The organism is Oceanihabitans sp. IOP_32, assembly GCF_009498295.1.
Taxonomy (GTDB): Bacteria; Bacteroidota; Bacteroidia; order Flavobacteriales; family Flavobacteriaceae; genus Wocania; species Wocania indica.
Map to the genome: position 1 here is coordinate 2,497,992 of NZ_CP040813.1, position 19,948 is coordinate 2,517,939.

A 19,948-nucleotide genomic window follows, 5' to 3' on the forward strand; every position below is an offset into this window, starting at 1 on the left:
AGTCTCTTCAATCGAACTAACTTCTGGAAAAAAATTATTTAATCACATTAACCCCCTTAATTAATTAAAAATACATGTTTCTAACCCTAGATATTATAGGAACCATCGCCTTTGCCATTTCTGGTGTACTTGTAGCGCTAAGTAAAAAAATGGATTTTTTTGGTATTTTAATCATCGCTTTTGTTACCGCAGTTGGTGGTGGTACGCTTCGCGACATTTTAATTGGTAATACACCCGTGGGATGGATGACTAATATGGTCTTTTCTTATACAATTATTGGTTCTTCAATTTTTGCTATTGTTATTAGAAATAAAATTAATTATTTAAGAACCTCACTTTTTCTGTTCGACACTATTGGCATTGGGTTATACACTGTGGTAGGTATTGAGAAAGGTTTAAACGCGGGACTAGACCCATTAATTTGCATAGCCTTAGGGACTATCTCGGCATGTTTTGGGGGTATTTTGCGCGATATTTTATGTAACGAAATCCCTGTTATATTCCGAAAAGAAATTTACGCCACGGCCTGTATACTAGGAGGCACCGTTTTTTTTGTACTTCGAGAATTTCCAATACAAGACGATATTATTTTTATAATTGCAGGTTCGGTTGTAATTTCTGCAAGATTATTGGCAGTAAAATTTAAAATTGCGTTGCCAAATATTTATAAAGATTAGAGTTATTTGGGCGTTACTTTTTGAGAAAAACAAAAAGTCAGGCTTTCCAATACAATCTTTTTAAAAAAGGAATCATACGAAACAAGAGGTGGTTTGTAAATTGCCAAGGTTCTGGATTTGGGTGCAGGTTATTTTTATCGGTTTTTAAAAAGGATTTCCATTTCAATCCTTAACGCAAAAACCCATCAACTTCAATAACATCACCAACTTGCATACTACCAATAAAATAATCACCAATTCTTACACGTACCAATCTTAAGGTTGGAAAACCCACGGCCGATGTCATTTTTCTAACTTGTCTAAATTTACCTTCATTTAAAGTGATAGAAACCCAAGAGGTGGGGCCGTGCCTAGCATCTCTAATTTTTTGTGATCGATTGGGTAAGTTTGGAATTTCATTTAGCTTATGGGCTTTGCAGGGTTTGGTTTTATATTTTTTACCATTAAATCCAATCTCTACTCCTTGTTTTAAAATGGCAATAGCTTCTTCTGTAATCATCCCATCAACAAGCGCATAATATTCTTTTTCTACTTTTTGGCTGTTTACAAAATCACTTGTTTTTCCATTGGTGGTAATAAACAATAAACCTTCCGATTTTTCATCTAAACGGCCAATAGCCATAGCATTTTCAGGAAAACCGTAAAGGCTTCCTAGAAACTTTTTAGATTGCTGTTTAGAGTCGTGACTTTTAAATTGACTTAAATACCCATAGGGTTTGTAGACTACAAAATGTCTGTGCATTGTTGTGCTATTTTGTTTAAACCATTTAACATGGTGTTGATGGATTTGTGATTTTAAGTTCCCATAAACTTAAAATTTGATAAAATAGGATTTCTCACTTTGTTCGAAATGGCAGTTGCTTATTTAAACGCTTTCATTTAAAATACGGTGCACTAATGCTTTGGTTGGTTTTTGATCCTTTATCTTTGCTCTAACGGCCTCAAAAGTCATTTTAAAATCGCATCCCGCTTTATAATCACTGCAACCGTAAGCGGTTTTTCCTTTAATAACGCTGCCTTTTTTACATTTTGGGCAAGGCAAGACATCTTGTTTTGTGGTTTTAACAGTTTGTTTGGGTTCTAATTTTAACTTAAATTCATCATCAAATCGCAATAAACCCTCAACCATTCCAGTCTCGGTTTTAAAGCCCTTCAAGTTAACTGTACAGCCTTTGTGAAGCAGTCTAATGATTTGCTTTTCAGATATTTTTTTGTTTGCAAAAGTGAAAGGCAACACAAAATTGCACCCCGCTTTATAAGCACTACAACCATAGGCCGTTTTTCCTTTTAAAAGCTGGCCATTTTTACATTTCGGACAAACCTCGGCAGTAATCCCAGCCTGTTTTTTAACAGTTGCTTTAGCGGTTCTGTTTTTTATCACAGCTTCTTGCGAAATATTGGCACGTTGGGTTTCGCTACGCACCTCGTAAACCAAAGCATCTACCATGCGTTTCATGTTTTTTATAAAAGCACCAGCACTAAAGGTCCCTTTTTCAATGTCTTTTAATTGCTTTTCCCATGAGCCTGTTAATTCGGCCGACTTCAATAATTCATTTTGTATAGTATCAATTAATTGAATGCCTGTAACCGTTGGAAGCACTTGCTTTTTGTTGCGTTTAATGTATTTTCTTTTAAAAAGTGTTTCAATAATATTGGCACGTGTGGAGGGGCGTCCAATACCATTCTCTTTCATTAAATCGCGTAATTCTTCATCGTCTACTTGTTTACCTGCCGTTTCCATGGCGCGTAATAATGAAGCTTCTGTAAACTGTTTAGGAGGTTTGGTCTCTTTTTCTAAAAATGTGGGTTCATGAGGTCCTTTTTCACCTTTTGTAAAGCTTGGTAAAATACCCGATTCTTTTTCTTTAGCATTGGGGTTTTCAAACACTAGGCGCCAACCTTTTTCTAAAATCTCTTTTCCCGTGGCTTTAAAAATTACTTGAGCCGCACTGCCTAAAACTGTGGTGTTAGACACCGTGCAATCATCATAAAACACCGCTATAAAACGTTTGGTTATTATATCGTAAACTTGTTGTTGGTTGTACTGTAAATTTATTTGAATGCCTGTTGGAATAATGGCATGGTGATCGGTTACTTTCTTGTCGTTAAAAACCCGAGTTGATTTTTTTATCTTTTTCCCTAAAAGCGGTTGTGTTAGTTTTGAATAATTTGTTAGTTTTTGAAGTATTCCAGGTACCTTGGGATAAATATCGTTTGGTAAAAACGTAGTATCCACTCTAGGATAGGTTACTACTTTTTGTTCGTATAGTTTTTGAACAATTTTTAAAGTATCATCGGCCGAAAACCCAAATTTGGTATTGCAATAGACTTGCAATCCCGTTAAATCGAAAAGTTTAGGCGCGTATTCTTTACCTTTCTTTTTGGTAATAGATTGAATTTCAAATTCACTTTCTTTTACTTTATTGGCTAGAGCCTCACCGTCTTCTTTTTTAAAAAAACGCCCATCTTCGTAACTAAAAAGGGTTTCGCGATAAAGGGTTTGTAGTTCCCAGTAGGGTTGAGGTTTAAAATTCTCAATGTCTTTAAACCGGTTTACAACCATGGCTAGCGTTGGTGTTTGTACACGACCAACCGAAAGCACCTGCTTATAACCACCGTGTTTTACTGTATATAAACGGGTGGCGTTCATACCTAATAACCAATCGCCAATGGCTCTAGAAAAGCCGGCATAGTATAAATTATCGTAATCTGTAGCGGGCTTTAAATTTTCAAATCCCTCTTTAATAGCTTCGGTGGTTAAAGAGGAAATCCACAAGCGTTGTACTTCGCCTTTATAATTGGCTTCATTCATTACCCAACGCTGGATAAGTTCGCCTTCTTGACCCGCATCTCCACAATTTATAACCACACTAGCTTTATCAAACAAAGCTTTTACAATGTTGAATTGCTTTTGTATTCCAGAATTAGAAACAACTTTAGTCTCAAATTTTTCGGGAAGCATGGGCAGATTGTTCAAATCCCAGCTTTTCCAATGGGGTTTGTAATCGTTGGGTTCTTTAAGCGTACATAAATGTCCAAAAGTGTAAGTTACCGCATAGCCATTGCCTTCGTAATAACCATCACGCTTCGTGTTTGCTCCTAAAACAGAGGCAATTTCTCTAGCAACACTGGGTTTTTCGGCAATACAAACTTTCATTACTTTTCTTTAAAAAGGAAGCTGCAAAATAGGAATTTTGAAATGGTTTTTAAAGTATAAATCAAGTCTTTTTTACCTATCATTATGTCGTTGTGCGTAATTGTTGGCACTTTGTTGTTTGTGCGTGTTATTTGTTACAGAATTTGTGTGGCGGGCTCACCATGTCTTATATTTTTAATTTGAAAAACAGGAGTTTATGGGAATTACAAGTAAGCCTATTTAAGAACTCACGGAGTTTATGAAAATTGGCAACTAATCGGTTTTAAACTATTGGTTTTAGCGCACCAAAGAGCATCTCATTTTTTGTAAAATAAGCTAATTTATTTGCAACAAATTACCTGAGTTTCTCTCTTAGTCACTTAATTTTCAAGGCTTAAAAACTTTAATTTTTAAGAACAATAGCTTTAAGTGGTTTTTTAAATTTCTTATAGGGCTCTGGTATTTCTTTGAAAGGCTCTAAAGAAAAGGTGAATGTACTATCGGCACTAAAAACCCAATAATTCCCTTCTAACTTGCCGTGTTCGGTTTTAATGTTATTTTGCGGGATATGATTTATTGAGAATTGCTTTTTTTCTGCGTCATACCAAATGCCCATGGCTCGTAAATCTTTTTCGTTCGAATAGCTGAGTTGTAAAACGGGCTTAGAATGGGATTCTAGGGCTGTTAAGTTGTGATTTTTTATTTTAAAATTATCTAATTCTTTTGCCCAAATCGATCTATGGTCTTTTAGATTTGTCAAGGAGTTCCATTGCTGTATTGTAAATAGCGAATCTTTTTCGGTTCGTATTATGCTAAACAAATCATTTTGTACTATTTTAATGTACTGTTCTTTTGGCGATACCGTGATTGTTGTTTTTTCCGCGTATATGCGGCCATCTTCAATACCGAAAAAAGTACATAAAGCGAAAAATAATATTTTAATTTGTTCCATAATTTAATGCTTGTGCTTATCCGTAAAGTGTTATAATCCCATAATTTGTAAGATATATTGTGACTGTTATTTCATTACTAAAAACAAATATCTATTTTTATTTAGCGGGACAGTTCACTATTGTGCTGCTATTTATTTCCTGCAGATTACGCCGACCTGCCGGCAGGTATCGAAGATTTTTTAATTTTTTGGCTAAACCGGATATGTATCTAAGGCTTTCGTAACATTTAAATACCCGCTTAGTGGGTGTTTAAATTCTATTCTTTTTTCCATTTTCGTTTTCTATTCAATGCTTCTTGGGCTTCTAGTTCTTTTTGCGGGATTACTTTTAAAAATGAGGGGTGCTGCTCGATGGCGTATTCTATTCTTTTTACTATATCGTCTGTGGTTTCATTGTCGTAATCAATATCTAAAGGCTCTTTAATCTCAAAGGTTTGAAGAATGTTTTTCTTTTTAACGCGCAGTCCTTTTTTATCGAACGAACGGCGAAATCCATCAATAACAATAGGTACAACAACAGGTTTGTAACGTTTTATTATGTGGGCTGTACCTTTACGAATGGGTTTAAAAGGCGTGGTTGTACCTTGTGGGAAGGTAATGACCCAGCCATCATCTAGAGCCTTACCAATATTAGAAATATCACTCATTTTAACCTGTCTATTAACCTCTTTGCCCTCGGCCCTCCAAGTGCGCTCGATACTAATAGAACCAACATAAGCTAATATTTTAGGTAAAAGACCTGCTTTCATGGTCTCTTTGGCAGCCACATAATAAATATTAAGTTTAGGGTTCCATATATAACCTACGTTTTTTATGGAGTCTTCACGACCACTTAAACTGGCATTAAATACATGAAACATGGCAACCACATCGGCAAAATAAGTTTGGTGGTTTGAAATGAATAATACGTTTTTATCCGGTAGGTTTCTAATAATTTCTGAACCTTCAATTTGCAGTTCATTAAATCCGCGAAAGCGTCTATGGGTTATAAGTCCGAATAGTCTTATAAGCCATTTTTTTACAAAAAGTATATGTCCGAATGGATTTTGTTTAAATAATCCCATAAATCACACGTCAAAAAAAAAATTGGTTAGTATAAGTGAGCAAATGTAGTAAATCTTATAAACTAGAGCAGTTGTTTTAACATGTCTTTAATTTCACTAAGCATCATAGCAGTAGCACCCCAAACTACATGATTGCTTAAATGAAAAGCAGGAACCTCTACGTTTTTGCTGTATGATGCTGATACTGTTTTAGTTATAATGCTTTTGTCGTCTAGAAAATGTTGTAAATCGACTTCTATAATTGCTTCGACCTCTTTCTCTTCTTTTATAAATATTGGTGTGGTTTGTGATACTCCCATAAAAGGTTGCACGTAAAAATTGCTAGGTGGAATATAAATTTCCGACAATTGTTTTACCACTTTTATATGTTGTCTAGGGACACCAATTTCTTCAAATGTTTCTCTAACTGCGGCATCTTGCAAGGATTTGTCTGTGTTTTCTAATCGGCCACCAGGAAATCCAATTTGTGCCGAATGCACGCCTTTATAAGTTTTTCTTAAAATTAAAACTAAAGTAGTATCCTTGTTTGCATTTGGATAAAATAATGCCAAAACACCTGCTTTTTTGGCGTTTTTGGTGGCCTTTTTTTGTTGTTGTAGCAACTCCTGACGAAACGGGGGCACCATTTTAAATTGAGAAGCTTCGGCTGGAAGCTGTATATTTTCTATTTTTGAAATGGATTTCAAAAAATCATCAAAATTCATTCTAAATGCGCTTTATATTTATTTTTTTGTTTGTAATGCTTTTTCTGAACTGTGAAGATAAACAATCTAAAAAGAAAATCATTACAGATACCACTGAAACAACTTCTGTTAAAAAAGAAAAAAAACCTATTATTTCAAACGAAAACAAGAGAAGATACCCAAAGTTAAACTCTAAAAATGCGATGTTTTTTTTTGAGGAATACGACAAGCAGCATAAGGAGAATAAAGTACGTCTGACAACTGATTTTGGCGCTATTGATATTTTACTATTTGAAGAAACTAAATTTCACAGAGCCAATTTTATTTTCTTAACAAAGCAGGGGTATTTTAAAGATACTCAGTTTTATCGTGCGATTGATAATTTTATCATTCAAGGTGGTAATAGTGACGATAAGAAAACAGGAAAAAAACGTTTTGATATCGGGAAGTATTTGTTGCCAAACGATACAAAACGTGGGTTTAAGCATGATAGAGGTGTCGTTTCAATGCCTAGCAGTGATATTGATAACCCTCATAAATTAGCCTCGCCCTATGAGTTTTTTATTGTGCAACAACGTGGTGGCGCTCATTTTTTAAATGGCGATTACACCATTTTTGGTAAAGTGATAAGAGGTATGGATGTGGTTGATAAAATCGCTGCAGTAGAGACCGATGAGGCCGACTGGCCGCTTCGCAATGTTTATATTCGCAATGCCGAGATAATTGACGAATAAGAATTTTTGGCAACCTAATAAACTACTTTTGTTTTCAAAATTCATTTTTCTGTTAAACCTATTGGCGTTTTAATAGCAAAAACATAGGCTTTTAACATAAAATTACAAAATTGATCTTTTTAATTTGATAACTTTCGCATCTTAAAATCTAACCCTAAAATGAAAACACAAAAATTAATTAAGCCTTTGGCAATTTGCATGATTTTATCTGTAATTAGCTGTAAAGACGAGGCAAAAAAGGATTCGGAAAACGATCTTTTAGCAAGTAACAATAATGTATTGCTTCAAGAATGGACAGGACCTTACGATGGTGTTCCAGCATTCGATAAAATGAATGTTAACGACATTAAAGAAGCCGTAGAAATTGGTATGGCTTTAAGCTTGGAAGATATCGATGCGATTGCAAACAATGCAGAAGCACCTACTTTCGAGAATACCATTGTAGAAATGGAACGTTCTGGAAAAGAACTCGATCGCGTGCTAACCTACTACGGTATTTTAAGCAGTAATATGAGTTCTCCAGAATTTCGAAAAGTGCGTGGTGAACTGGCTCCCAAACTTTCTGAATACAGTTCGAAAATTTCTCAAAACGAAAAATTATTTGAGCGTATCAAAACAGTTTATCAAGCTTCAAAAGATACACCTTTAGAAGCAGACCAACAGCGTGTGGTAGATTTGGTTTACAAACGTTTTGAGATGAATGGTGCAAATCTTGACGCTGAAAAAAAGAAACGTTATGCCGAAATAAACAAAGAACTATCTAGTCTTTATAACGATTTTTCTAACAACGTATTACACGACGAAGAAAACTATGTAACTTATTTAACCAAAGATCAATTAGGTGGTTTAAGTGATGGTTTTATCAAATCGGCCGCAAAAATTGCTAGTGATAAAGGTCAAGAAGGTAAATATGCCATTACCAATACGCGTTCTTCCATGGATCCGTTTTTAACCTATTCTACAGAGCGTGAATTACGTGAACAAGTTTGGAGAAACTACTATTCTCGTGGCGATAATAACGACGAGTATGATAATAAAGATATTATAGCCGAAATATTAAAACTTCGTAAAGAACGTGTGGGCTTGTTAGGTTACAATAATTATGCAGAATGGCGATTACAAGACCGCATGGCTAAAAATCCAGAAAACGCTATGGCTTTAATGGATGCTGTTTGGCCAGCAGCTATTGCTCGTGTAAAAGAGGAAGTTGCAGACATGCAAGCTTTAGCTAGTGAATTGGGTGATGATCTCAGCATTAAGCCTTGGGATTATAGGTATTATGCCGAAAAAGTTCGTCAAGCGAAATACGATTTAGATAGTGAGGAGGTTAAACAATACTTGCAATTAGATAAATTAACCGATGCTTTGTTTTATACTGCCGATCGTATTTTTAATTATAAATTCACCCCAGTAAAAGAAGGTAGTGTACCAGTATTCCATCCAGATGTGAAGGTTTGGGAAGTAACCGATAAAGATTCTGGAGCACATGTTGGACTGTGGTACCTAGATCCGTTTGCACGCGAAGGAAAACGTTCTGGAGCTTGGGCAACCACTTATAGAAGTCATACAACTTTTGATGGTAAAACAAATGTCTTGGCATCAAACAATTCTAACTTTGTAAAAGCGGCACCAGGAGAACCTGTTTTAGTATCTTGGGACGATGCCACTACGTTTTTCCACGAATTTGGTCACGCTTTACACTTTTATTCATCAAATGTTAAATACCCAACTTTAAATGGAGGGGTTCGCGACTATACCGAGTTTCAAAGTCAATTGTTAGAGCGTTGGTTGTCTACAGACGAGGTGATTAATAAATTTTTAGTTCATCATGAAACAGGGGAGCCAATGCCTGCAGATTTAGTGGCTAAAATTAAGAAAGCCGCTACCTTTAATCAAGGATTTGCCACTACAGAATATTTGGCATCTGCGATAATGGATATGAAATTACACCTAGCAGATCCAACAAATATTGATGTTGGTACATTCGAACGCGAAACTTTGGCGCAATTAAAGATGCCTGAAGAACTACCAATGCGACACAGAACACCGCATTTTGGTCATGTTTTTGCTGGAGAAGGGTATGCAACAGCCTATTACGGATATATGTGGGCCGATGTTTTAACAAGCGATGCCTCTGAAGCCTTTAGAGAGGCACCAGGCGGTTTTTATGACAAAGAACTAGCAGATAAATTAGTGAAGTATTTGTTCGCACCTAGAAATGCTATGGATCCTGCAGATGCCTTTAGAAAATTTAGAGGACGCGATGCTAAAATTGAAGCTTTACTTAGAGATAGAGGATTTCTAGCTACAAACAACTAGAAACTATTATTTTACACAAAGCGATAAAAGCCATACGATTTTGTATGGCTTTTGTTGTTTTACAAGCTAACAATTTGGTCCTTAAATTAGTTTTGGTTTTAGGGGTAAAGCTGATATTTATCAGTGCGTAGGTCTAAAACAGATGCTATATTTGAATATAATATAAAACCTAAGAATTATGAACTATACAGAGAATTTTGAAGGGATAAAGATAGATGTTCAAGCAGTCGATATTACCATAAGTGAAACCGTGCAACAAGAAGTTAGAGAGATTATTAGTAGACTAAAAAGAAATATTTCTGATGTAAATTTTGTAGATGTTTACTTTAGAGATAGCAAGGCAAAATCGACAAAAGCTAAAGAGGTAGGTATGAGATTTGGTATCCCTGGTAGAGATGCTTATGCATCCGATTCTGGAGACAATTGGATGGAACTCCTTAGTAATGTAGAAGAAAAACTTCGTCGCCAACTTGCAAAAGCATATCGGTAATAATTTGGTTTAATGCTGTATTTTACTCCAAACAAGTCGTCGAGACTATTTCATTTCCAATCAATTAAAAGATGTTCTATAAGAAGTTAATCCAGTTCTTATAGAACATCTTTTTTTATAAATCATTTAAGGAGATAATATTAGTCGGAATTAGATTAACAAATGTAGTGGACGCGTAATTTAAAGGAGATGATACTTTTTAAATATGCTTTAAAAGAGATATTTTAAATTACGACTCTATTTTTTTAAGCGCTTTGTAATTGGCGTTTAGACGCTTTAAAAGCAATCCATAAATAAGTTTGTAAAACAATTTTATAACGGCCAAAAGGATGAATAAAAGCAGAATCATAAAAAATACAAATACTAATATCATAGTTTCCTTACCAGCACCTGTGGTTTGCACGTTATCAAACAATATTTTTGAAGGATCGTTGTTTATAGTATGTATTATTTGAGCTATGGTGACAATAAAAACCAAAGCCAGATTGTAAATAACGTAGTATTTAATAATTTTTCGTGTTTTTAAGATGTTCTGCATCAGTGTTTTCACATTATCGGTTACAGATATGGCTCTGTAGGTTTTAAAAAGTAGATATATAAAAAGCAAAATAACCGCATAACTAAAAATTTCTAATACTAAGTAAGCTTGCTCGCTAAAAGAATCTATATTTTCATCATAAGCAAAAAATGGAAGGTTGTTTAGAACAATCCAAAACACAAGTTCTGCAATACTGATATAAAATAAAGTCTTTACTATAGAAGACGATTTTTTATGCAGCATAGCATAAATATCTTTAGCCGAAAATTGTTTATCTCCAGGCTGTGATTTATTCCAATCTTTTTTTAATAAATCTAAGTTATCCATGGTATTACGGATTTAGTAGGGTTTTAAGCTTGGCTTTAGTTCTATTCATTTTTACGCGTGCATTTACTTCACTTATGCCTAGAGTATCACTAATTTCCTTGTAATTTTTATCTTCTAAGTACAATAAAACCAATGCTTTTTCTATATCATTTAACTGATATATGGCTTGGTAGAGCGCCTTTAATTGCTGCTCTTCGGTATCGTCATAATCCTCTTGTTTTATTTTAAATTCAACATCTCCAAAATCTTGAGTGTTTATACGTCGTTTAGATTTTCTATAAAGGGTAATGGCTGTATTTAAAGCCACACGATACATCCACGTGCTAAACTTTGCATCGCCACGAAATTTAGGATAGGCCTTCCATAGCTGTATAGTTATCTCTTGAAATAAATCGTTGTGAGCATCGTAATTGTTGGTGTACAACCTACAAACTTTGTGTACAATGTTCTGATGCTTTTCCAACAACTCTACAAAACTATGTTTAAGGGCGTTATTCAATTTTACAGTTTAGTTACAAGGTTAGTATCACACAAATTAAAATTGTTACAGGAATTTAAAACAATATTTTATTCTCGTTGGAGGCATCACAAAAATAGATGATTTTATTATTAATACTTGCGCAGCATGAGCTATTAATACCAATTTAGTTTTGAAATGTCGTATTATTAATTTGAATTATTTTTTGTTCAGATGAGATAGAAATCGAAGATTCATGAACTCTTTATTTTACTATAATATGGGCGTGAGCTAAAATTAAAGCATAGCCTGAGTTATGGTTTTATTTTATACCGAAATATGAGCGAAAAAGAACTGCGAAGCACATCACGAACACCTAAAATAGAAAAGTGTGAGTAAACAAATTATATGCGGCATGACATGGCTAATTTGGTATAAATTAGTCTCCATACTGGACATGTCGAAATTATGCAGGATTAAAACATCTCATTTTTTTGCTTAAAAGATAACCATAAGCACAAATATTTACAGGATTTATGTTGTCGAAATCGCCAATAATTTAGTGTTTTAAACGTGTTTTTAAGAAGGAGATTATTTATTCAGCACTCTGTTTATAAGGTGTTTAGCTGGTGTGATAGCCAGATGGATTAGACATGATATATATCATTTTATTTTGTTTGAGTTATTAGTAATTTAAAGTCCAGTTTAAATACTTCAAGTCATGAAACCAAAGAAAAATCCCGAATTAGAAATAGGACGCAATAGTAGTTTATATTTTGCGATAGGTTTAAATATTATGTTGTTTTTAACTTGGCAAGCTCTAGAATTTAAAACTTTTGATAAGGATATTTTCGCTGTTGAAGTATTGGAAGTTGAAGAAGAGCTTGAAGAAGAAATCCCACTTTTAAGCATTACGCCACCACCACCGCCTGCTCCGCCACCAACAGTAGTACAAGAAACAATTACTATTGTTGAAGATATTGAAGAGATAGAAGAAACTATAATTGAAAGTACAGAAGCCAACCAAAGTGAAGCGCTAGAAGAGCGCATTGTTGAGGTTAGCGATGTCGCTGTAGAAGAAGTCGAAGAAGAGGTCGAGGTACCGTTTGCTGCTATTGAAGATGTGCCCATTTATCCTGGGTGTGAGGGTTTGAGCAGAGCTGAAATGAAAGACTGTTTTCAGAAAAAAGTACAAGCTCATGTGGTTAAAAATTTTAAATACCCAGAAGTGGCAGTAGATTTAGGAATTCAAGGTCGTGTCTCTGTGTTATTTGTTATCGACGCAGATGGCTATACAACTCGAATAAGATCAAGAGGACCAGATAAAAGCCTTGAAAAAGAAGCCGAACGTATTATTAGTTTGCTGCCTCAAATGACACCGGGAAAACAACGCGGCAAAGCCGTAAAAGTAAGTTACGCCATCCCTATATTTTTCAAGCTTGAGTAAGCTTTTAAACTAATATTATTTTCTTTAATTCTTAGTATATGGCTAGTGTCTAATTAACTAGTTTCGGTCTGAATTGTCAGATTTCGCACCTCGTAAAACAGTAGTCTAGATTCTGTATTCTAATTAAAAAAGATATGCGATTTGTAACATGTAAGTTCAAGTAAAATACATTTTTAACTTGTGGCCTCTAAAAAAAACAAATTAAATAGTAGATTTTAATGTCATATTAATACGTTCTGCACGATATTTGTTTTCTAATAAAAAAATAGTAATCATGAAAAGACTAACTCTCATACTAAGTTTGTTTTTTATTCATATAACCGATACTTTTTCGCAAGCTGAAAGCCCAGAAAACGAAATTATTGTAAATATTTCAAACTTTAAAAGTAATAAAGGTCAGGCTCTTATTGGGCTGTATAATAAAAAAGAGAACTTTTTAAAAACCCGTTTTAAATCGTTTCAGGTTAAAATTGAAAATAATAGTTGTACAGTTGTTTTTAGTGATATTCCAAATGGTACGTATGCGGTTTCTATGTTTCATGACGAGAATGAGAACGGTAAAATAGATACTAATTTTCTTGGAGTTCCTAAAGAAGATTACGGCTGCTCGAACAATGCCAAGGGTGTTATGGGACCCCCGAAATGGGAGGATGCTAAATTTGAAATTAATAACGAAACCATCACACAAAACATTAGCCTATAAAACCAATAAATATTAAAGCTGTAGTAAATGTAATTTTTAGGAGATCACAATACATCGATTTTTTGATAATTTGTATCATAATTTATGCCTTAGATTATTACAGTGTTTTTAATTCGTGATACTTCAAAATAAGGAGAGCAGTCTTTTTCCTAAAAACACAAATTATTGGTTCTTAATAAAACGCCTAACTGCAACCCATTGCTTCAACATATCTCTGGCGTCTTGTGCAGGGTAACCCAAAACGGTTTGTCCTGCTTTTACATTGTTCATAACCCCAGATCCAGCTCCAACTGTTGCACCAGATTCTATGGTGGTATGGTCTTTAATAGAGGCGCTCCCGCCAATAATCACACCATCGCCTAAAGTTACAGAACCAGCGAGCCCGCTATGTCCTGCCATAACACAAAAACGCCCCATAACGCTATTATGTGCTATTTGTACCAGATTATCAATTTTACAACCATCTCCAATTATGGTAGAGCCATACTTTGCTCTATCTACACACGAGTTTGCACCAATTTCTACGTAATGACCAATAACAACATTGCCTATTTGTGGTATTTTAACCAGACCTTGGCCATCGTCACTTGGTCGGTATCCAAAGCCGTCGGCTCCAATACTTACATTGGTATGAAAAACACAATGACTGCCAATAATAGAGCGTTCTCGAATTACAGTGCCAGACCATAAGGTGGTCTTATCACCAATAATAGTCTCATCAAATACACAAACATTGGGGTATAAAACAACACCGTTTCCTAAAATAACATCTTTACCAACATAGCAATTCGCGCCAATCTTAGAGCCGTTACCAATTTTAGCGGTGTGATGAATAACTGAAGTAGGATGAATCTCGGCTTCAAAATCTGGAGTTGGTGGATTAAATAATTCTAATACTTTGGCCATGGCTAAATCTGCGTTTTTCACTTTTATTAGTGCTCGATTTTCACCGGGTTCAACCGTTAAATTATTATCTATAATAGCTGCACAAGCTTTTGAGGCTGCCCAATATTTTACATATTTATTGCTGCCAATAAATGTAATATGATTGCTGGATGCATTTTGTAATTGCTCGGGGCCTTCGATTGGTTTATTTGTATGGCCAATTAATTCGCCTTTTAAAATGTTGTTAATGTCGCTAATCGTGTAAGTTACCATTTGTTTATTTTTGTTAATCATACCAATTAGTGAATATAAAGCCGTAAAAAAATTAAATTATTTTAGAAAAAATAAAAATTATTAGTAAGACTCCTGTGACCGTAAAATGGCAGTTAAAGACTAAATAATAAAACGATTTAAATGCGATATTATATATAATTAAGTATTAGGTTGTTGTAAATCTAATTGAAATAAAATGAAAACAGCACAAATTAGTCTTCTATTCTATTGTCATCAAAAGCAGAGGGTAATAATTTAGGCATAAACTTTACGACTAACGGTAGTAAAATAGCGCCACCTGGAAGTAAAAATATAGCTAGACTTGGTATGGATTTAAAAATATCGATTAATTGTTCTTGTACTTTTTTTTGTTCTGCTTTACTCAAATCTCTAATCGTAGATTGAGATAATAAGACGACGAGTTCTTTGCTATCTTTTAATTCGTGGTATAAACGTTTACTATTTCTAGTAATAAGTTTAGATACCATTATACTTGAGTTATTATAAAAACTTTTTACAATATTTTTAGAACTTAGTAGAGCGATATTATCTCTATGCAGGGTATAAAACGAATTTACAGAACTAATAGATTGCTTAACTCTATGGGCATCTAGTTTTAAGTCTTTACCCAGTTTAGCAAGAAACAATTGTTCTTCTTTATCGATAGTGCGGTCGCTCCAAGTAGCCATACATGCCAAATCTAAAAGGTACTGTTTTTCTTGGGGTGTATTTAGATAACTTATGGCGTCGGTATAACTAATTTGCGCATAGCTTTGATGTCTTAACGACGACTCAAAAAGTTTTATTAAACTTTCATCATATTGATTTATTTTGGCCTTAGATTTTAAAGTGTCTAACGAAATATATTCTATGGCTGCCTCCAAATTTTTTACATACGTCTTTGAGATGTCATTGTGTTTTAAAAAGTGCTGATAGGCTAAAATATCTACAAATAGTAAGGCGTTTACAATAAAATAATTAAAATTTTTTGTAAAGATATTATCATCTATTTGAATGCGTTTGTGAATAATCTTTTCAAGTTGTTCGCTTGACGAGCTTCCGCTTAAAAACTCTTGAAAAAAAGAGGTTTTGAGGTGATTTATTTTTCCGTAAAAACTTACAACACTATCTATAAAATCTAGTTTTGAGTTTGAGTTGTTGTGGGTGTATAAAAGTGCAAGGCATAAATTGGTTTTACACAACTCTTGTTCGGTTAGGTCTTGATTTATTATGACCCTCTTTACTACGCTTAAATTACTGCCGTAAATAAAGCCGCAAGCGCGTAAATCACTATAAAACAAGACTTCTTTTTCTTTTAAAAAAAAATCGTTTTTAGCAACTTCTTGAAGTAGTTTTTTTATCCAACCTTGTGCTGAGGGATTCATGAATTTTTAGTAGTTTATTTTAACAAAAGTTCATAACTAAAACAACTTAACTTCTTTTGCTTTTTAGTATTCAATAATACCAGCGCAGCTAACTCGAGCACCGGCAGCTCCTGTTGGTTGCGATGTAAAATCATCTTCTCCAGCGTGCACAATTACCGATTTGCCAATTATATTTTTGTTGTCGTCTTCGCATCCAATGCACCATTGGTTGGTTGCAAAAGTAATGCTGCCATTTCCGTTTTCATCAGCTATAAAATTACCAATATCACCTTTGTGGTATCCTGCTTTGTCGCCCCATTTGCCATGTGGTTCTGCTGTTGGATTCCAGTGACCACCTGCCGAGGTGCCATCATCTGATGAGCAATCGGCTTTTTCATGAAGATGTATGGCGTGAGTGCCACCTGGATTTAAACCACTAACAACGGCAGTTAAGGTTACTATACCATCTTCCTCTGAAAACACGGCATTACCAGAAACCTCGGTATTGCTTTTTGCATTTAACGTGATTTTGAGTGTTTTGGGTATCTCTGATGGAGCATTTGTTGAGATTTCAGCGCTTTTTTTATCGTTTTTACACGCTAGTGCGCTTAATGTTAAAGCTAAAATTAGAAAGTTTAAGGTTTTCATCTTCTACAAGATTTTGATTTCTTTCGAAAGTTAAGTTAATAATCAGCTAATTACAAATTTTATAATTCGCACGAATCATATTTTTAATTTACGTAATTTAGCAATATAAAAGTTAGGCATGTCAAGAAAATTAATTAACAAATATAATATTGCGGGTCCCAGATATACAAGTTATCCTACGGTGCCATACTGGGATAGCGCGACCTTTTCGTTAGAGAGATGGAAGTCTTCTCTCGCAGCATCCTTTAAAGAAAGTAATGTAAACGAAGGTTTAAGCCTCTACATTCATTTACCTTTTTGCGAAAGTCTCTGTACGTTTTGCGGATGCAATAAGCGTATCACCAAACAACATAGTGTGGAATCGCCATACATAAAAGCTGTTTTAAAAGAATGGCAATTGTATTTAGAGTTGTTTGATGAAAAACCTGTCATAAAAGAAATGCATCTTGGTGGGGGTACACCAACTTTTTTTAGTCCAGAACATCTAAAACTCTTAATTAATGGAATTTTAAAAGATTCTGAAATAGCCAAAAATCATGAGTTTAGTTTCGAGGGACATCCAAACAACACAACCAGAGCACATTTACAAGCGCTTTACGATGTTGGTTTTAGACGTGTAAGTTACGGGGTACAAGATTATAATGAAACGGTACAAAAGGCTATAAACCGAATTCAACCTTTTGAAAACGTTAAGCAAGCTACAGATTTAGCAAGAGAAATTGGATATACATCGGTTGGGCATGATATTATTTTTGGTCTTCCACATCAAACGGTAGCACACGTAAAAGAAACCATATTAAAAACTAAGGCTTTGCTTCCAGACCGTTTAGCGTTTTACAGTTATGCGCATGTGCCATGGATTAAAGGAAGTGGGCAACGTGGTTATAACGAATCTGATTTACCATCGCCAGAATTAAAGCGCGAGCAATACGAACTTGGTAAAGCGCTACTTGCAGAAGTGGGTTACCATGAAATTGGTATGGATCACTTTGCTTTGGCCACAGATAGCCTTTATAAATCGATGGTAAGTGGTAATTTGCACAGAAATTTTATGGGTTATACAGCCTCTAAAACGCAAGCCATGGTTGGTTTAGGGGTGTCGTCTATTAGTGATAGTTGGTACGGTTTTGCTCAAAATGTAAAGCACCTTGAAACCTATTACGATTTATTAGATGAAAATAAAATACCTGTTTATAGGGGCCATATTTTAAATGAAGAAGATTTGATTATTAGAAAACATATTCTTAATTTAATGTGCCAGTTTAAAACCGAGTGGTCTCAAAACCATTTGTATTTTGAAGAATTGCCTAAAGCGCTTTCGCAATTGAGTGAAATGGAAGAAGACGGCTTACTTGTTATAAAACCCAATAGTATCGAGATTACAGAAAAGGGACAACCATTTGTAAGGAATGTTTGTATGGCGTTCGATTTACTTTTACAGCGGAAAAAACCCGATGTGCAGTTGTTTTCGATGACGGTTTAACCGAAATAATACATACTTATGAAACATCTGTAAATAACACATGATACCCGAGGAAATGATGAGATGGATGTCGCATGTTATCGATGAAAAAACAATAAATATAAACACATGAAAAAAATTGTTGTACCCATTGATTTTTCTGAACACTCCGAGTTCGCTTTACTTGCTGCAGCCCAATTGGCAAAGAAATTTAATGCAGAGTTGTTGGTGCTGCATATGTTAGAATTATCTGATAATTTGTTAAGTGAAAGCGATGAATTGAAAGGCGAAAAAGCAGTATTCTTTTTTAAATTAGCAGAGCAAAAGTTCTTGAGTTTTCTTGACAAAGATTATTTACAAGGAATAAAGATCACCCCAATAGTTAAGCGTTTTAAAGTGTTTAGTGAGGTAAACGATGTGGCAACAAACCATGACGCAGACCTTATTGTTATGGGCTCTCATGGTGCAAGTGGTTTAAAGGAAATGTTTGTAGGCTCAAACACAGAACGTGTGGTTAGGTATGCAGAAATACCTGTATTGGTGATTAAAAATAAGTTGGAAAACGTAGATTTTAAAAATGTGGTATTTGCATGCGATTTTTCCGAAGAATCCATAATAGCATACCTAAAGGCGTCTCGATTATTTGAAAAAATGGGTGCTAAAATGAATTTGGTTTATGTGAACTTACCTTATGATGCATTCAAAAGCTCTTTAGAAATAGAACGTATTGTAATAAACTTTTTTACTAAAGCAGACGGGAATCTCGAGCGTATGAAAGATGTGAATTACGTATCGGACTACAGTGTTGAAGAAGGTATTTTTAATTTTGCTACAAAACAAAATGCAGATTTAATAGCAATGCCAACACATGGAAAAAAAGGACTCACACATTTTTTTCAAGGTAGTGTTGGAGAAGACGTGGCGAACCATTCTACCTTGCCAGTTATTACGTTTAAGATTTAGTTCTTCTTTATTTAAAAACACTTAGTTTTTATTGGATTAGAACACTTTACATTTAAACAACCTCAAGTACTACTCTAAAGTGTGGTGTGTTAACTCTATTAAACATCAACATAAAGTTTTAAGTTAATGACACTCTATTGCACTCGATACCGTCTCGGTAATTGGAGCAGGCGAGAGGTATGGAATGCCCAATCCTAAGCCTCTAAGAATAAACAACAAACCAATTATAATTACAAAAACGGGAATGGCTTTTTGTATGCGTTGTTTAATGTTGGTATTTAAAAATTTTCCGAGGTAGATGGCTGAGGTCATTAGCGGAATAGTACCGACACCAAAAAGCATCATATACAAACTAGCTTGAAAAGCATTTGCAGTTGTTATGGAAGCAAAAACGGCCATGTAAACCAATCCGCATGGTAAAAAACCATTTAAAAAACCTATGGTTAAAAAGGTGTCGGCTGTTTTCTTTTTAAACGCCTGACCTAAAGCAGATTTTACTCTGGAGATTATTTTATAAATAGGTTTAGAGAAATTATACTTATTAAACGTCTGTACCGGAATTAATACCACTACAATCATTAAAGCCCCAACTACAATCGATAATTGCTGCTGTAAGCCAAAAATGTAAAGGCTTTTACCTACCAATCCAAAAACCAAGCCCATTAAACTATAAGCTAGTAATCTCCCCAAGTGGTACAGGGTAATTTGCACGACTTTTTTGGTAGAATTACTTCTATCTACAGGCAACATAAACGCAATAGGCCCACACATGCCAATGCAGTGAAAACTTCCTAAAAGACCCAATATAAGTGCAGACCAAAGCATG

Annotated in this window: 19 protein-coding genes; 8 read left to right on the forward strand and 11 right to left on the reverse strand. The window is 34.6% G+C overall.

The genetic code is table 11. The annotated features are described in order from the left end of the window. Positions 1-74 precede the first annotated feature (74 nt). Positions 75-677, forward strand: a complete 603-nt coding sequence (locus FEZ18_RS10450; protein ID WP_153268260.1) for a trimeric intracellular cation channel family protein — start codon at positions 75-77, stop codon at positions 675-677. A gap of 169 nt (positions 678-846) precedes the next feature. Here the strand turns inward: FEZ18_RS10450 and FEZ18_RS10455 are convergent, their stop codons facing one another. The 5 genes from FEZ18_RS10455 to FEZ18_RS10475 form a co-directional block, all read right to left on the reverse strand. Next, positions 847-1,419: a pseudouridine synthase gene (locus FEZ18_RS10455; RefSeq protein ID WP_153268261.1), complete on the reverse strand. Its 573-nt coding sequence runs from the start codon at positions 1,417-1,419 to the stop codon at positions 847-849. A gap of 123 nt (positions 1,420-1,542) precedes the next feature. Beyond that, positions 1,543-3,834, reverse strand: a complete 2,292-nt coding sequence (locus FEZ18_RS10460; RefSeq protein WP_153268262.1) for a type IA DNA topoisomerase — start codon at positions 3,832-3,834, stop codon at positions 1,543-1,545. A gap of 382 nt (positions 3,835-4,216) precedes the next feature. After that, the gene (locus FEZ18_RS10465; RefSeq protein ID WP_153268263.1) at positions 4,217-4,765 is read right to left on the reverse strand and encodes a hypothetical protein; all 549 of its coding nucleotides are present in this window, start codon (positions 4,763-4,765) and stop codon (positions 4,217-4,219) included. Between the two features lie 257 nt (positions 4,766-5,022). After that, the gene (locus FEZ18_RS10470) at positions 5,023-5,829 is read right to left on the reverse strand and encodes a lysophospholipid acyltransferase family protein (RefSeq protein WP_153268264.1); all 807 of its coding nucleotides are present in this window, start codon (positions 5,827-5,829) and stop codon (positions 5,023-5,025) included. 62 nt (positions 5,830-5,891) lie between these two features. After that, complete coding sequence (locus FEZ18_RS10475; RefSeq protein ID WP_153268265.1) at positions 5,892-6,533, reverse strand: NUDIX hydrolase; 642 nt, start codon at positions 6,531-6,533, stop codon at positions 5,892-5,894. A gap of 5 nt (positions 6,534-6,538) precedes the next feature. On the opposite strand from FEZ18_RS10475, the gene FEZ18_RS10480 reads away from it, so the two are divergent. The 3 genes from FEZ18_RS10480 to FEZ18_RS10490 all read left to right on the forward strand — a co-directional run bounded on the left by FEZ18_RS10480 (position 6,539) and on the right by FEZ18_RS10490 (position 10,055). Beyond that, entirely contained in the window at positions 6,539-7,246 is a 708-nt protein-coding gene (locus tag FEZ18_RS10480) for a peptidylprolyl isomerase (protein ID WP_153268266.1), read from the forward strand. 159 nt (positions 7,247-7,405) lie between these two features. Further along, positions 7,406-9,565 carry a M3 family metallopeptidase gene (locus tag FEZ18_RS10485; RefSeq protein WP_153268267.1) on the forward strand — a complete coding sequence of 720 codons (2,160 nt, stop codon included), beginning with the start codon at positions 7,406-7,408 and terminating at the stop codon, positions 9,563-9,565. Between the two features lie 178 nt (positions 9,566-9,743). Then, positions 9,744-10,055 carry an HPF/RaiA family ribosome-associated protein gene (locus tag FEZ18_RS10490; RefSeq protein WP_153268268.1) on the forward strand — a complete coding sequence of 104 codons (312 nt, stop codon included), beginning with the start codon at positions 9,744-9,746 and terminating at the stop codon, positions 10,053-10,055. 229 nt (positions 10,056-10,284) lie between these two features. Here FEZ18_RS10490 and FEZ18_RS10495 read toward each other — a convergent pair whose 3' ends face one another. Further along, complete coding sequence (locus FEZ18_RS10495; RefSeq protein ID WP_153268269.1) at positions 10,285-10,920, reverse strand: hypothetical protein; 636 nt, start codon at positions 10,918-10,920, stop codon at positions 10,285-10,287. Between the two features lie 4 nt (positions 10,921-10,924). Continuing rightward, the gene (locus tag FEZ18_RS10500; protein ID WP_153268270.1) at positions 10,925-11,419 is read right to left on the reverse strand and encodes an RNA polymerase sigma factor; all 495 of its coding nucleotides are present in this window, start codon (positions 11,417-11,419) and stop codon (positions 10,925-10,927) included. 679 nt (positions 11,420-12,098) lie between these two features. On the opposite strand from FEZ18_RS10500, the gene FEZ18_RS10505 reads away from it, so the two are divergent. Both FEZ18_RS10505 and FEZ18_RS10510 read left to right on the forward strand, forming a co-directional pair. Then, positions 12,099-12,824: an energy transducer TonB gene (locus FEZ18_RS10505; protein WP_153268271.1), complete on the forward strand. Its 726-nt coding sequence runs from the start codon at positions 12,099-12,101 to the stop codon at positions 12,822-12,824. Positions 12,825-13,098: 274 nt separating this feature from the next. Then, positions 13,099-13,527, forward strand: a complete 429-nt coding sequence (locus FEZ18_RS10510; RefSeq protein WP_153268272.1) for a DUF2141 domain-containing protein — start codon at positions 13,099-13,101, stop codon at positions 13,525-13,527. A gap of 162 nt (positions 13,528-13,689) precedes the next feature. Here FEZ18_RS10510 and lpxD read toward each other — a convergent pair whose 3' ends face one another. The 3 genes from lpxD to FEZ18_RS10525 form a co-directional block, all read right to left on the reverse strand. Further along, positions 13,690-14,685: a UDP-3-O-(3-hydroxymyristoyl)glucosamine N-acyltransferase gene (gene lpxD, locus FEZ18_RS10515; RefSeq protein ID WP_153268273.1), complete on the reverse strand. Its 996-nt coding sequence runs from the start codon at positions 14,683-14,685 to the stop codon at positions 13,690-13,692. A gap of 212 nt (positions 14,686-14,897) precedes the next feature. Continuing rightward, positions 14,898-16,070, reverse strand: a complete 1,173-nt coding sequence (locus FEZ18_RS10520; protein WP_153268274.1) for an LETM1-related biofilm-associated protein — start codon at positions 16,068-16,070, stop codon at positions 14,898-14,900. Positions 16,071-16,133: 63 nt separating this feature from the next. Then, a complete protein-coding gene (locus FEZ18_RS10525) occupies positions 16,134-16,697 on the reverse strand; it encodes a superoxide dismutase family protein (protein ID WP_153268275.1) in 564 nt (187 codons plus the stop codon). Positions 16,698-16,815: 118 nt separating this feature from the next. Here FEZ18_RS10525 and hemN point away from each other — a divergent pair, with 118 nt between their 5' ends. Together hemN and FEZ18_RS10535 are read left to right on the forward strand one after the other, a co-directional pair. Then, a complete protein-coding gene (gene hemN / locus FEZ18_RS10530) occupies positions 16,816-18,180 on the forward strand; it encodes an oxygen-independent coproporphyrinogen III oxidase (protein ID WP_153268276.1) in 1,365 nt (454 codons plus the stop codon). Between the two features lie 108 nt (positions 18,181-18,288). Continuing rightward, positions 18,289-19,122 (forward strand): universal stress protein, encoded by an 834-nt coding sequence (locus tag FEZ18_RS10535; RefSeq protein ID WP_153268277.1) that lies wholly within the window; start codon positions 18,289-18,291, stop codon positions 19,120-19,122. 123 nt (positions 19,123-19,245) lie between these two features. Here the strand turns inward: FEZ18_RS10535 and FEZ18_RS10540 are convergent, their stop codons facing one another. Continuing rightward, on the reverse strand, positions 19,246-19,947 hold the full coding sequence (locus tag FEZ18_RS10540) for a sulfite exporter TauE/SafE family protein (protein ID WP_153268278.1): 702 nt from the start codon (positions 19,945-19,947) through the stop codon (positions 19,246-19,248). Between the last annotated feature and the right edge of the window lies 1 nt (position 19,948).